The sequence below is a fragment of the Pseudomonas sp. MS01C9 genome, from assembly GCF_058202755.1.
Map to the genome: position 1 here is coordinate 2,300,966 of NZ_CM177073.1, position 13,660 is coordinate 2,314,625.

Sequence of the window (13,660 nt, forward strand, 5' to 3'; positions counted from 1 at the left end):
AAATCCCCTCGCCACAGCGATCTTCGACAGACGGGAGTCAGTCGGGCTTGGCGATCTTCCATGCGCCATCCATTTTGCCGTCGCCGGTCATGTCTCCCGCTTTCTTGTCACCAACAAAGGTATACAGTGGATCGCCGTCATAGGCCCATTGTGAAGAGCCATCGGCACGGGTGATCACAGTCCATTCGCCCGAGGGCGTCGCGGTGCTTTCAGCCTTGAGCGGCGGCCAGTTCACGGCGCATTTGTCGTTGCACATCGACTTGCCGTCGTCATCCTTGTCAAAGGTATACAACGTCATGCCCGCGTGATCGACCAGCACACCGTCCTTGACCATCGCCGGCTCGCCAGCCGCAAACGCCATTCCCGGTAATGCCAACGCAACCAACAGCCCCAGCGCGTTGATGGATCGAGTGTAATAAGCCATGGAAAACCTTCTTGTGTGGTAGCCAGGATTCGGACTGAAAAGCGTAGCCCAGGATCCCTTTTGCTGCCGAAGCACGAAATAACTGTCACACGACTGCAATAATTCCGTTATCTAATGCGGCGCAAGACAGTTAAATGACAAGAGGATTACCCCATGGTTGGCAGGAGCATTCTGATCGTCGACGACGAGGCGCCCATCCGCGAGATGATTGCCGTTGCGTTGGAGATGGCCGGCTATGACTGCATGGAAGCAGAAAACTCTCAACAGGCCCACGCGATCATCATCGACCGCAAGCCCGACCTGATCCTGCTGGACTGGATGCTGCCCGGCACCTCCGGTATCGAGCTGGCGCGGCGCCTCAAGCGCGACGAGCTGACCGGTGACATTCCGATCATCATGCTCACGGCCAAGGGCGAGGAAGACAACAAGATCCAGGGCCTGGAAGTCGGCGCCGACGACTACATCACCAAACCGTTCTCCCCACGGGAACTGGTGGCGCGTCTGAAGGCCGTACTGCGCCGCGCCGGGCCGACCGATGGCGAGGCGCCGATCGAAGTCGGCGGCCTGCTGCTGGACCCGATCAGCCACCGGGTGACCATCGACGGCAAGCCTGCCGAGATGGGGCCGACCGAATACCGCCTGCTGCAGTTCTTCATGACCCACCAGGAACGCGCCTACACCCGCGGCCAGCTGCTGGACCAGGTCTGGGGCGGCAACGTCTATGTCGAGGAGCGCACCGTGGATGTGCACATCCGTCGCCTGCGCAAGGCCCTCGGCGATGCCTATGAGAATCTGGTACAAACCGTGCGTGGCACCGGTTATCGTTTTTCGACGAAGGCCTGATCCGAGCCCTTACCGCCCGACAAGCTGACAAGGACGCGTGTTCAATTGAATCAAAACTGGCATGGCACCCTGATTCGCCACATGTTGTTGCTGGTCACCGGCTGCCTGGTGATCGGCCTGATCAGCGGGCATTACGCCTGGAGCCTGGCGGCGGGCCTGGCCCTCTACCTGGCCTGGACCCTCAAGCAACTGCTGCGCCTGCACGAATGGCTGCGCCTGCACAAACCCGACGAGGCCCCGCCCGACGGCTACGGACTGTGGGGCGAGGTGTTCGACAGCATCTACCACCTGCAACGGCGCGACCAGCGCGTGCGTGGCCGCCTGCAAGCGGTGATCGACCGGGTGCAGGAGTCTACGGCGGCCCTCAAGGACGCGGTGATCATGCTCGACAGCGACGGCAACCTGGAATGGTGGAACCGCGCCGCCGAGACCCTGCTGGGCCTCAAGACGCCCCAGGACAGCGGCCAGCCGGTGACCAACCTGGTACGCCACCCGCGATTCAAGGAATACTTCGAGCAGGAAAACTACGCCGAACCCCTGGAAATCCCGTCCCCCACCAATGACCGGCTGCGCATCCAGCTGTACATCACCCGCTATGGCAACAACGAACACCTGATGCTGGTGCGCGACGTGACACGCATTCATCAGCTGGAACAGATGCGCAAGGACTTCATCGCCAACGTATCCCACGAACTGCGCACGCCCCTGACAGTGATCTGCGGCTACCTGGAAACCCTGCTCGATAATGTCGACGAGGTGAACCCGCGCTGGCGCCGGGCCCTGCAGCAGATGCACCAGCAGAGCGGACGCATGCAGACCCTGCTCAACGACTTGCTGTTGCTGGCGAAGCTGGAGGCCACCGATTACCCGTCGGACAACCAGCCGGTCCCCATCGACGACCTGCTGCAGATCATCAGCGAAGATGCCCAGGAGCTGTCCGGCCCCAAGCAACAGACCATCACCCTGGAAGCCGACCCGCTGGTGCAGCTCAAGGGCAGCGAGGCAGAACTGCGCAGCGCGTTTTCCAACCTGGTGTTCAATGCGGTCAAGTACACGCCGGAACAAGGCCGGATCCATATCCGCTGGTGGGGCGACGTGCAAGGCGCGCACCTGAGCGTGCAGGACTCCGGCATCGGCATCGACAGCAAGCACCTGCCGCGCCTGACCGAACGCTTCTACCGTGTCGACTCCAGCCGCAACTCCAATACCGGTGGCACCGGCTTGGGGCTGGCGATCGTCAAGCATGTCCTGTTGCGGCACCGAGGCCGCATGGAAATCAGCAGCGTGCCCGGCCACGGCAGCACTTTTACTTGCCATTTCGCCCCGGCGCAGGTGGTTCGCGCGCGTCACGCCACCGCTGCCGATTGACGCACGTCGGCGCTTCCCTCTAGGCAATTGCCGAGTCAGCCGCTACATTGGCTGACTTGCGCCTGCCTTTGCAGGCATGCATTTTTGACCCTCCAAGCACTCACGGAACCTGCAAAACCCCATCATGGACCCATCCCCTGGCTTGTCCCTCGTCACACTTTTCGCCGAATTCGGCATGATTCTCTTTGCTCTGATCCTGGTTCTGCTCAACGGATTCTTCGTTGCGGCCGAATTTGCCATGGTCAAGCTGCGCTCGACCCGGGTCGAAGCCATCGCCGAGCAGAACGGCTGGCGCGGGCACATCCTGCGCACCGTCCATAGCCAGCTCGACGCCTACCTGTCCGCCTGCCAGCTGGGCATTACCCTCGCCTCCCTGGGCCTGGGCTGGGTCGGTGAGCCGGCGTTCGCGCACATCCTCGAACCGCTGCTGGGCGCGGTGGGCGTCGAATCGCCGGAAGTGATCAAGGGCGTTTCCTTCTTCACCGCGTTCTTCATCATTTCGTACCTGCACATCGTGGTCGGCGAACTGGCGCCCAAATCCTGGGCCATCCGCAAACCCGAGCTTTTGTCGCTGTGGACCGCCGTGCCGCTGTACCTGTTCTACTGGCTCATGTATCCGGCCATCTACCTGCTCAACGCCAGCGCCAACGCCATCCTGCGCATCGCCGGCCAAGGGGAACCGGGGCCCCATCACGAGCACCACTACAGCCGTGAGGAGCTCAAGCTCATCCTGCACTCCAGCCGTGGCCAGGACCCCAGCGACCAGGGCATGCGCGTGCTGGCCTCGGCCGTGGAAATGGGCGAGCTGGAGGTGGTGGACTGGGCCAATTCCCGGGAAGACCTGGTGACGCTGGAGTTCAACGCGCCGCTCAAGGAAATCCTGGCGATGTTCCGCCGTCACAAATTCAGCCGCTACCCGGTGTACGACAGCGAACGCCAGGAGTTCGTGGGCCTGCTGCACATCAAGGACCTGCTGCTGGAACTGGCGGCCCTGGACCACATCCCCGAATCGTTCAACCTGGCCGAGCTGACCCGGCCCCTGGAGCGTGTGTCGCGGCACATGCCGCTTTCGCAGCTGCTGGAGCAGTTCCGCAAGGGCGGCTCGCACTTCGCCCTGGTGGAGGAAGCCGACGGCAACATCATCGGCTACCTGACCATGGAGGACGTGCTGGAAGTGCTGGTGGGCGACATCCAGGACGAACACCGCAAGGCCGAGCGCGGCATCCTGGCCTACCAGCCGGGCAAGCTGCTGGTACGGGGCGACACGCCGTTGTTCAAGGTCGAGCGTCTGCTGGGCATCGACCTGGATCACATCGAGGCCGAGACGCTTGCAGGGTTGGTCTATGAAACCCTCAAGCGGGTGCCGGAAGAGGAAGAAGTGCTGGAAGTCGAAGGCCTGCGGATCATCATCAAGAAGATGAAAGGCCCGAAGATCATCCTGGCGAAGGTGTTGATGCTCGATTGAGCATCAACACCTTTGCGGCGACGACCCTTCTGTGGCGAGGGGATTTGTCCCCTCGCCACAGAAGCGCTTTTGCTGCTGCAGAGGCTACTGCTTGCCCACCGCAAAGTTGGGCAAGTCCCCCACGGGCTGGTTGAACTGGTAGGGAATCGACACCAACCCCAAGCCGGTGTTGCGCTGCACCACGAAATGCAGGTGCGGACCGGAGCTGTTGCCGGTGTTGCCGGACAACGCCAACGGCGTACCCACCCCCACCCGTTGCCCTTCCCGCACGCTCACCGAGCCTTTCTGCAGGTGCAGGTAGACCCCCATGGTCCCGTCGTCGTGCAGTATCCGCACGAAGTTGCCCGAAGGATCGTCCCCCCTGCCGGTCTGTTCGTTTTCAGTCTTGATGACCACGCCGCCACGCGCCGCGATGATCGGCGTGCCTTCGGGCATGGCGATGTCCATGGCGTAGCGATTCTTGGGGCCGTAATGACTGTATTGGCCATTGGCGCCCTGGCTCAGGCGAAACGGCCCGCCGCGCCACGGCAATGGGTAGCGGTAGGCTTGCGCCGTGCCGGCGGGGTCGCCCAGGGAGTATTCGAACCGCGGGGTGTACACCAGGGGCCGGCCGGGCTGCGTGGCCGTGAGCAGCGCCAGGCGCAGGTTGCTGCGCGCCGGCAACACCCGACGAATCGGCCGGCTCGGCGCGCCACTGACGTTGCTCAACCCGGCGAAGCTCAACTCGATCTCCACCGGCGCGTACAGGTCATTGCGCACGAACACCGCGTCCGCGCCTTTTTGCTTGCGGATATCAAGAAACACCTGTCGTTCCAGGCGCTCGACCATGCGATCACGGAACACGAACACCTGGGCGCCCTTGCTGGGGCGGTCGCTATAGGACACCACGCCATTGGCATCGGTGGATTTGTAGATTGTCATGGCCACGGCCGACGTGGAGGCCAGGACAAGACCACAGGCAAACAGCAAAGGCACGAGCATGGGCAAGATTCTGTCGAAAAGTGAAGGCCTGCACAGCAGCCTAGCAGCTGGGATGGACCAGCGTAGTCGACGGATGTTTCAAAATGCAGGCCACAGGCGCTTTGCTCAGGCCCATGGCCTGATCGCGAGCAGATGGGTTCCCAAAATCAATCTACAGGCACTGGCCCCCGCTTCGGGAAGGGGACACAAGGAACAAAGGCAGATCAGGAGACCCTACAGCACCACCCTCCGGACGATCAACCATACTCCAAACCCAGGCACTCTCTTGCAACGATAAATACGAAATCGGTACCCCGAACATTATCAGGCCAGCGGTGATATCCGATTGCTTGACCGTATGCCGTATCACCAGTTCAGAGCCGAGCCGAAAGCCGGTGAAGAAAAATATCACGACATCGCCCGCAACCATTCCCTGAGTCAACAGCCGAAACGGATAAGAGCCTCCCTCACTGATGGCCGAAAGATAGACCACGCTACGAGTTTCCTGTCCTTGCTGGTGGATCCCAGCGGGCACGGCCAGGTCGCCAGCGACACCGAGTTCAAGGACAGGGGATACCCTCGTTCCCGCTGTCGATTGCACCGTGTAGATAACCCTGACAGTGCCGTGTTTGATCGGTACCAGAAAATCCGCCCCCACGGGCACGACCAGATCCTCCACCGGACCCGGCCCAATAACCATGTGCTTTACGAAACAGGCATCCGCGCTCGAACCCCACCAATAGACAGAAACAAGAGCACCCGACGTGAGCGATGAGCCGGCTCTGATGCGCAGGTTGACGCCTTGCACAACCACCGGGAGGGCAATCATGCCGTCAACCGCTTCATCCACTACAGGCTTATATATCTGACCCTCCATTGACAGCACGACGACTGGCGATTTCGTCTCTTCGACCGGATATTCCAGATAGAAATAATAGAGTGCGGCCTGCTGCCCCTGGAACTCCAACGCCCGGTCAGCCGGCACGTCCACGACGATGTCCTGGTTCGCTTCCTGGATTGTTCCACCCATACCAAACCCGCCAGGCCCATCCACCGATTGCAGCACTGCATGATATCGACCATCCACCCGCATCCCATCGACAAAAGGAATACGGATGGTCAATCCCATCTCCAGATCGGCATACGAGACTTTCCCGTCCACGGCTTCATCGACCGAAGCCTCGAGCAACGGTGCCTGATCACGGTGTAATGCGTCGGCTATTCGATTTCTTTCTTCCAGGCTGATAAATAGGCTCATCACGCTCTCCCATTGTGCAGGCAACCATCAGGACGACTGTCCGCAGCAACTTAGGAGAAAAAACCTGAAGAACAACCTGTAGGAAATAACAGTCCGGACCAATGGTCAGTCTTGCTGTCCGACATGACGAGCATGTTGCACTCAAGATTGGAGGAGCCGGTCTTGAGCATGCTCTCACAGAGGACTGTGGATACTGCAAACCAATGTGGAAGCGAGCCCGCTCGCGACAGCGGGCTGGAGGCCGTCGCCGGATCAGGCGCCGGGAACGAAGTGCTTCTGCGCCGTGCCGCGGGCGATGAGGCGGGAGATGTAGTCGAGCTTCTGCGGGTCTTTGTCGACGAAGCGGAAGGTCAGTTGCAGCCATTCGCTGTCCGGTGTCTGCTCATGGGCGACGATGGCGTGCAGATAACCGTTCAGGCGCGCGGTTTCGGCGTTGTCGCCCTGCTCCATGTCCAGTACGGAGCTTTCAAGCACCTGAGGCAGGGTGTCGGTGCGCTTGACCACCAGCAGCGCTTCCTTGAGGCTCAGGGCCTTGATCACGCATTGCTGGGTGCCGCTGGACAGGCGCAACTGGCCCTGGCCGCGGTTGGCGGTCGCTGCGGAGGCGGCCGGCGCCTTGACGGGCGGGCTGTTGAGCAAGCCACGGGCCGGCGCGGCGGCGGGAGCAGCCGGTGCGACAGCGGCAGGGGCAGGGGCAGCGGCGGCCGGTCTGGCGGCAGCAGGAGCTGGCGCGGCAGCCGTCACTACCGGCGCGCCCTTGCCGCCGGTCAGTGCGCTGAGGGAGTCGTTGCCGAACGCCGAGTTCATCTTGGTCGGGGCGCTGTTCATCAGGGTGTCGAGCTTGCCGACCTTGTGCAGGGCCTGCTTGACCTTGGTCAGCAACTGTTCGTTGGTGAAGGGCTTGCTGACGTAGCCGGAAACGCCGGCCTGGATCGCCTGGACCACGTTCTCCTTGTCGCCACGGCTGGTGACCATCACGAACGGCATACCCTTGAGGTTGTCCTGCTGGCGGCACCAGGTGAGCAACTCAAGACCGGACATCTCCGGCATTTCCCAGTCGCACAGCACCAGGTCGAATGCCTCACGGGCCAGCAGGGCCTGGGCTTTCCTGCCGTTCACCGCGTCCTCGATACGGATGCCCGGGAAGTAATTGCGCAGGCACTTCTTCACCAGGTCACGAATGAACGAAGCATCGTCCACGACCAACACACTGACCTTACTCATCCAGATCCACCTCTAAAAAATCCCGGCAAGCATACCGCTTTTACTGATGGCATATTGCCAAAAACCGTCAGTCACGCCGGGACTTTTCGTTCGCGGGGTGCTGCTTTCGATTAAAAAGGCCACAAAAAAAAGCCCGACCAGAAGGCCGGGCGCTTTTCTTGGGCAATCTTACTTATCGTCAGTTTCACCCGGAACATTAGCGGTTTCGGACGGGGTGCCCTCAACTTCTTCCTTCATTCGCTTGAGCCCCATGTGCCGTACATCGGTGCCACGCACGAGATAGATCACAAGTTCCGAGATGTTGCGCGCATGATCGCCGATACGCTCCAGGGAACGCAGGACCCAGATGATGCTCAGCACCCGGGAGATGGAACGCGGGTCTTCCATCATGTAGGTCGCCAGCTCGCGCAGGGCGGTCTTGTATTCGCGGTCGATGATCTTGTCGTACTGGGCCACCGACAGCGCCAGGTCGGCGTCGAAACGGGCAAAGGCGTCCAGGGCATCGCGCACCATGTTGCGCACCTGGTCACCGATGTGGCGAACCTCGACGTAACCGCGCGGCGCCTCGCCCTCTTCGCACAACTGGATGGCGCGGCGAGCGATCTTGGTGGCTTCGTCGCCGATCCGCTCGAGATCGATCACTGACTTGGAGATGCTGATGATCAAGCGCAGGTCGGAAGCAGCGGGTTGGCGACGGGCCAGAATGCGCAGGCACTCCTCGTCGATGTTGCGCTCCATCTGGTTGATCTGGTCGTCGATCTCGCGCACTTGCTGGGCCAGGCCCGAATCGGCCTCGATCAGCGCGGTCACCGCGTCGTTGACCTGCTTTTCCACCAGCCCGCCCATGGCCAGCAGGTGACTGCGCACTTCCTCCAGCTCGGCGTTGAACTGTGCGGAAATGTGGTGAGTAAGGCCTTCCTTCGAAATCATCTTGTTCGCTCCGCGAAAGTTGCACGCTTCAAGCTGCAAGCTTCAAGCAGTTAAATGTTGATCCGGATCGCATCTGCCGCCTGTGCTCTGCGGCTTGCAACGGCCTCGACTAGCCATAGCGACCGGTGATGTAGTCTTCGGTCTGCTTCTTGGCCGGATTGGTGAACAGCGTATCGGTATCGCCGAATTCCACCAGTTTGCCCATGTACATGAACGCGGTGTAGTCGGAGACCCGAGCCGCCTGTTGCATGTTGTGGGTCACGATGACGATGGTGAACTTGGACTTGAGTTCGTAGATCAGCTCCTCGACCTTCAGGGTCGAGATCGGGTCCAGGGCCGAGCAAGGCTCGTCGAGCAGCAATACTTCCGGCTCCACGGCGATGGTGCGGGCAATCACCAGACGCTGCTGCTGACCACCGGACAGGCCCAGGGCCGAGTCGTGCAGGCGATCCTTGACTTCATCCCACAGGGCCGCGCCCTTGAGCGCCCACTCCACGGCTTCGTCGAGTACGCGCTTCTTGTTGATGCCCTGGATGCGCAGGCCATAGACCACGTTCTCGTAGATGGTCTTGGGGAACGGGTTGGGCTTCTGGAACACCATGCCCACGCGACGGCGCAGCTCGGCCACGTCTTCGCCCTTGCGGTAGATGTTGTTGCCGTAGAGGTTGATCTCACCCTCGACGCGGCAACCGTCCACCAGGTCGTTCATGCGGTTGAAGGTGCGCAGCAGGGTGGACTTGCCGCAACCCGACGGACCGATGAACGCGGTCACGCGCTGTTTCGGGATGTTCAGGCTGACGTCGTACAGCGCCTGCTTCTGGCCGTAGAACAGGTTCAGGCCGGGCACTTCGATGGCGACGGTTTCTTCGGCCAGGTTCAGGCTCTGCTTGTCGCGGCCCAGGGCCGACATGTTGATGCCATGTGTATGTGCTTCGTGTTGCATGGGAGGCTCCCTGTGCTAACAAATTCGGTTCGGTTGTGTGGGAGCGAGCCTGCTCGCGTTTCTGGCACCTCGGCCCGGCGCTGGACCGAGGCGATGCCATCGCGAGCAGGCTCGCTCCCACAGAAAATCAGTGCGTAATCAACTATCCAGTGCCTTGTACTTCTCGCGCAGGTGGTTACGGATCCACACCGCCGACAGGTTCAGTATCGCGATCACCAGTACCAGCAGCAGCGCCGTGGCGTAGACCAACGGCCGCGCCGCTTCGACGTTCGGACTCTGGAAGCCCACGTCATAGATATGGAAGCCCAGGTGCATGATCTTCTGGTCCAGGTGCAGGTACGGGTAGTTACCGTCCAGCGGCAGCGAAGGTGCCAGTTTCACCACGCCCACCAGCATCAGCGGCGCCACTTCGCCCGCGGCGCGGGCCACGGCGAGGATCATGCCGGTCATCATCGCCGGGCTCGCCATGGGCAGCACGATCTTCCACAGCGTCTCGGCCTTGGTCGCGCCGAGGGCCAGGGAGCCTTCGCGCACGGTCCGCGGGATACGCGCCAGGCCTTCCTCGGTCGCCACGATCACCACCGGCACCGCCAGCAGCGCCAGGGTCAGGGACGCCCAGAGCAAGCCAGGAGTCCCGAAGGTCGGCGCCGGCAGGGCTTCGGGGAAGAACAGCCGGTCGACCGAACCACCCAGCACGTAGACGAAGAAGCCCAGGCCGAACACGCCGTAGACGATGGCCGGGACGCCCGCCAGGTTGTTCACGGCGATACGGATCAGCCGGGTCATGGTGCCTTGGCGCGCATATTCGCGCAGGTATACAGCCGCCAGTACGCCGAACGGCGTCACGATCATCGCCATGATCAGGGTCATCATCACGGTGCCGAAGATCGCCGGGAAAATCCCGCCTTCGGTGTTGGCTTCACGAGGGTCGTCGCTGAGGAACTCCCAGACCTTGCTGAAATAGAACCCCAGCTTGGTGAAGGTACCCATGCCGTTCGGCTGATAGGCGTGCACCACCTTGCCGATGCTGATTTCCACTTCCTTGCCGTTGGCATCCCGGGCGGTCAGGCTGTCGCGGTTGAACTGGGCGTGCAGGTCGGTCAGGCGTGCCTCGATGTCCTTGTAGCGAGCGTTGAGCTCGGCACGCTCGCTGTCCAGGTCGGCCTGGGCCGCGGCGTCAAGCTTGCCGTCCAGCTCCAGCTTGCGACCGTGCAGGCGGATACGCTCCAGTCCGGCGTTGATCGCACCGATCTCGACCTTCTCCAGGGTCTTGAGCTCCGCGGCCAGTTGGTTGACGCGCTCCACCCGGGCCTGCAACTGCGGCCAGGCGGCCTCGCCTTCGGCAACGACCTTGCCCTCCTCCTTGACGTTGACCAGGTAGCCGTAGAAGTTGCCCCACTCGCGGCGCTCGATGGCCATCAGCTCCGGTGGCGTGGTCTGGTTGGTCAGCCAGTCGCCGACGATCCAGGTGAAGTCGGTGCCATTGAGGTCCCGGTTACCCACCTTCACCAGCTCGCGGGTCATGAACTCGGGGCCTTCGTCGGGCACCGGCAGGCCAGCGCTTTTCAGCCGCTCGCGAGGCACTTCTTCTTTCTGCACCACTTCGCCGACCACCAGGTGACTGGGCATGCCCGGCACGTTGTAGCTGGCGTGGATCAGGTCCGCCGGCCAGAAGTGGCCCAGGCCGCGCACGGCAATCACTGCCAGCAGGCCAATGGTCATGATCACCGCGATGGACACCGCGCCACCGCTGATCCAGACGCCGGGGGCGCCGCTCTTGAACCATCCTTTCAGGGAGTGCTGTTTCACAGACTTCTACCTTTCTTAAAGCGACGAATATTTCTTGCGCAGACGCTGACGGATCAGCTCGGCGAGGGTGTTCATGACAAAGGTGAACAGCAGCAACACCAGTGCCGACAGGAACAGTACGCGGTAATGGCTGCCACCGACTTCAGACTCGGGCATCTCCACCGCCACGTTGGCCGCCAGGGTGCGCAGGCCTTCGAACAGGTTCATTTCCATGACCGGCGTATTACCGGTGGCCATCAGCACGATCATGGTCTCGCCCACCGCCCGGCCCATGCCGATCATCAGTGCCGAGAAAATGCCCGGACTGGCGGTGAGGATCACCACCCGGGTCATGGTCTGCCACGGCGTGGCACCCAGGGCCAGGGAGCCCAGGGTCAGGCCGCGAGGTACGCTGAATACGGCGTCTTCGGCGATGGAGTAGATGTTCGGGATCACCGCGAAACCCATCGCCAGGCCCACCACCAGGGCGTTGCGCTGGTCATAGGTGATGCCCAGGTCATGGGAAATCCACATGCGCATGTCGCCGCCGAAGAACCAGGCTTCCATGTACGGGCTCATGTACAGCGACAGCCAGCCCACGAACATGATCACCGGAATCAGCAGCGCGCTCTCCCAGCCGTCCGGCACTTTCAGGCGAATCGACTCGGGCAGGCGGCTGAAGGCGAATCCGGACACCAGGATGCCGATGGGCAACAGCATCAGCAGGCTGAAGATACCTGGCAGATGCCCTTCCACATACGGCGCCAGGAACAGGCCGGCGAAGAAACCGAGGATCACCGTCGGCATCGCTTCCATCAGTTCGATCACCGGCTTGACCTTGCGGCGCATGCCGGGGGCCATGAAGTAGGCGGTGTAGATCGCGGCGGCGACGGCCAGCGGCGCGGCCAGCAGCATGGCGTAGAACGCGGCCTTGAGCGTACCGAAGGTCAGCGGGGAAAGGCTCAGCTTGGGTTCGAAGTCGGTGTTGGCGGCGGTCGATTGCCAGACGTATTTAGGCTCGTCGTAGTTCTCGTACCAGACCTTGCTCCACAGGGCGCTCCAGGACACTTCCGGGTGCGGGTTGTCCAGGGTCAGGGGCTGCAGCTTGCCGCCCTGCTCCACGATCAGGCGGTTGGCCCGCGGCGACATGCCGAACAGACCTTGGCCATCGACCACCTGGTCCACCAGCAGGGTGCGGTGGGCGGTACTGTGGAACACGCCGAGCTTGCCGGCGGCATCGAGGGCGACGAAGCCTTTGCGGCGCTCTTCGGCGCTGATCTCGACGATCGGCGTGGTGCCCATCTGGAAGGTGCGGATCTGCTTCAGGCGTTGCTCGCCGTCCGCATCGCGGGCCATGAACCATTGGGCCAGGCCACCCTTGGAATCACCGAAGATCAGCGAGATCCCCCCCACCAGCTGGGCGGCGGCGGTGATCTGGGCTTCGGCGTTTTCCAGCAGCTTGTAGCGGCCGTTGAGGCTCTTGTCCCGCAGGTTGAACACGTCGGCCTGGGCCCGGCCGTTGACCACATACAGCCATTGCTGGCGAGGGTCGACGAAGATGTTCTTCACCGGCTCGGTCATCTGCGGCAGCTCGATGCGCGTCTGCTCGCTGGTGATCTCGCCGGTCATCATGTTTTCTTCGCTGGTGAGCGACAGCACCTGCAACTGGGCACCGCTGGAACCGGCAAGCAACAGGGTCGAATCGGTGGCGTTGAGGCTGACGTGCTCCAGGGGCGCGCCCTGCTCGCTCAAGACGATCGGCGTCTCACCATAAGGATATTCGACGGCAGGCGAGATGGTTTTCTTGCCGTCCGGGTAGGTGACCTTATAGGTATGACGGAACACCAGGGCCTGGCCATTGGACAGGCCGATCACCACGAGCGGGCTGCCGGGCTGGTCTTCGCCAATGGACGTCACGCTGGCGCCGGCCGGGACCGGCAGGTCGACACGGCGCAGTTCGGCGCCGCTGGTCAGGTCGAAGAACAGCGCCTGGCCCTTGTCGGAAACCCGCATGGCCACCTGGTTCTGCTCTTCGATGGAGATCATCAGCGGTTTGCCGGCGTCCTGCATCCAGGCCGGCGTGATGGAGTCCTTGGCCGTCAGGTCCGCACCCTGGAACAGCGGGAGCACGACATAGGCCAGGAAGAAGAAAATCAGGGTAATGGCCGCCAGGACGGCAAGGCCACCCACCAGCACGTACCAGCGGGTCAGGCGATCCTTGAGCGCGCGGACGCGACGCTTGCGTTGAAGCTCAGGCGTATTGAAATCAATGCGCTTGGGAGGGGAAGTCGTAGTCATTGTGGAATTGGCCAGATCATTCATGCGCACACCCTAGCGATCCTGTATGACAGAAAGATGACAATGCAGTGACGCAACAAATCCGCCGCCGAACAAACCGGCAGCGGACAGGAATTTGTGTGTGGGAGCGAGCCCGTTCGCGACAGCATCGGGCCGGTC

The 13,660-nt window shown here is 62.0% G+C and carries 11 protein-coding genes; 3 read left to right on the forward strand and 8 right to left on the reverse strand.

Annotation, left to right across the window (positions count from 1 at the left end; genetic code table 11):
- Positions 1-37: 37 nt before the first annotated feature.
- Positions 38-424 carry a COG4315 family predicted lipoprotein gene (locus AC1M7R_RS10660; RefSeq protein WP_072397230.1) on the reverse strand — a complete coding sequence of 129 codons (387 nt, stop codon included), beginning with the start codon at positions 422-424 and terminating at the stop codon, positions 38-40.
- 153 nt (positions 425-577) lie between these two features.
- Here AC1M7R_RS10660 and phoB point away from each other — a divergent pair, with 153 nt between their 5' ends.
- The 3 genes from phoB to AC1M7R_RS10675 all read left to right on the forward strand — a co-directional run bounded on the left by phoB (position 578) and on the right by AC1M7R_RS10675 (position 4,100).
- A complete protein-coding gene (phoB, locus tag AC1M7R_RS10665; RefSeq protein WP_053148877.1) occupies positions 578-1,267 on the forward strand; it encodes a phosphate regulon transcriptional regulator PhoB in 690 nt (229 codons plus the stop codon).
- A gap of 81 nt (positions 1,268-1,348) precedes the next feature.
- Positions 1,349-2,635: a phosphate regulon sensor histidine kinase PhoR gene (gene phoR / locus AC1M7R_RS10670; protein ID WP_243750511.1), complete on the forward strand. Its 1,287-nt coding sequence runs from the start codon at positions 1,349-1,351 to the stop codon at positions 2,633-2,635.
- A gap of 124 nt (positions 2,636-2,759) precedes the next feature.
- Entirely contained in the window at positions 2,760-4,100 is a 1,341-nt protein-coding gene (locus AC1M7R_RS10675) for a hemolysin family protein (protein ID WP_072397234.1), read from the forward strand.
- Between the two features lie 84 nt (positions 4,101-4,184).
- Here the strand turns inward: AC1M7R_RS10675 and AC1M7R_RS10680 are convergent, their stop codons facing one another.
- The 7 genes from AC1M7R_RS10680 to AC1M7R_RS10710 form a co-directional block, all read right to left on the reverse strand.
- On the reverse strand, positions 4,185-5,081 hold the full coding sequence (locus AC1M7R_RS10680) for a peptidoglycan DD-metalloendopeptidase family protein (protein ID WP_072397236.1): 897 nt from the start codon (positions 5,079-5,081) through the stop codon (positions 4,185-4,187).
- A gap of 151 nt (positions 5,082-5,232) precedes the next feature.
- Complete coding sequence (locus AC1M7R_RS10685) at positions 5,233-6,318, reverse strand: hypothetical protein (protein WP_165888059.1); 1,086 nt, start codon at positions 6,316-6,318, stop codon at positions 5,233-5,235.
- 252 nt (positions 6,319-6,570) lie between these two features.
- The gene (locus tag AC1M7R_RS10690; RefSeq protein WP_165888058.1) at positions 6,571-7,542 is read right to left on the reverse strand and encodes a response regulator; all 972 of its coding nucleotides are present in this window, start codon (positions 7,540-7,542) and stop codon (positions 6,571-6,573) included.
- 168 nt (positions 7,543-7,710) lie between these two features.
- Positions 7,711-8,472: a phosphate signaling complex protein PhoU gene (gene phoU, locus AC1M7R_RS10695; RefSeq protein WP_030139132.1), complete on the reverse strand. Its 762-nt coding sequence runs from the start codon at positions 8,470-8,472 to the stop codon at positions 7,711-7,713.
- 109 nt (positions 8,473-8,581) lie between these two features.
- Positions 8,582-9,415: a phosphate ABC transporter ATP-binding protein PstB gene (pstB, locus tag AC1M7R_RS10700; RefSeq protein WP_072397244.1), complete on the reverse strand. Its 834-nt coding sequence runs from the start codon at positions 9,413-9,415 to the stop codon at positions 8,582-8,584.
- A 138-nt stretch (positions 9,416-9,553) separates the two neighbouring features.
- Entirely contained in the window at positions 9,554-11,224 is a 1,671-nt protein-coding gene (gene pstA, locus AC1M7R_RS10705) for a phosphate ABC transporter permease PstA (protein ID WP_072397246.1), read from the reverse strand.
- A gap of 15 nt (positions 11,225-11,239) precedes the next feature.
- Complete coding sequence (locus AC1M7R_RS10710) at positions 11,240-13,273, reverse strand: ABC transporter permease subunit (RefSeq protein WP_172834652.1); 2,034 nt, start codon at positions 13,271-13,273, stop codon at positions 11,240-11,242.
- Positions 13,274-13,660 lie beyond the last annotated feature (387 nt).

Coding starts and splice junctions, on each gene's coding strand:
- AC1M7R_RS10710 (WP_172834652.1), bottom strand. CDS start 13,273: ATGCAGGACGCCGGCAAACCGCTGATGATCTCCATCGAAGAGCAGAAC.
- AC1M7R_RS10680 (WP_072397236.1), bottom strand. CDS start 5,081: ATGCTCGTGCCTTTGCTGTTTGCCTGTGGTCTTGTCCTGGCCTCCACG.
- AC1M7R_RS10690 (WP_165888058.1), bottom strand. CDS start 7,542: ATGAGTAAGGTCAGTGTGTTGGTCGTGGACGATGCTTCGTTCATTCGT.
- phoB (WP_053148877.1), top strand. CDS start 578: ATGGTTGGCAGGAGCATTCTGATCGTCGACGACGAGGCGCCCATCCGC.
- AC1M7R_RS10685 (WP_165888059.1), bottom strand. CDS start 6,318: ATGAGCCTATTTATCAGCCTGGAAGAAAGAAATCGAATAGCCGACGCA.
- AC1M7R_RS10660 (WP_072397230.1), bottom strand. CDS start 424: ATGGCTTATTACACTCGATCCATCAACGCGCTGGGGCTGTTGGTTGCG.
- AC1M7R_RS10675 (WP_072397234.1), top strand. CDS start 2,760: ATGGACCCATCCCCTGGCTTGTCCCTCGTCACACTTTTCGCCGAATTC.
- phoU (WP_030139132.1), bottom strand. CDS start 8,472: ATGATTTCGAAGGAAGGCCTTACTCACCACATTTCCGCACAGTTCAAC.
- pstB (WP_072397244.1), bottom strand. CDS start 9,415: ATGCAACACGAAGCACATACACATGGCATCAACATGTCGGCCCTGGGC.
- phoR (WP_243750511.1), top strand. CDS start 1,349: ATGTTGTTGCTGGTCACCGGCTGCCTGGTGATCGGCCTGATCAGCGGG.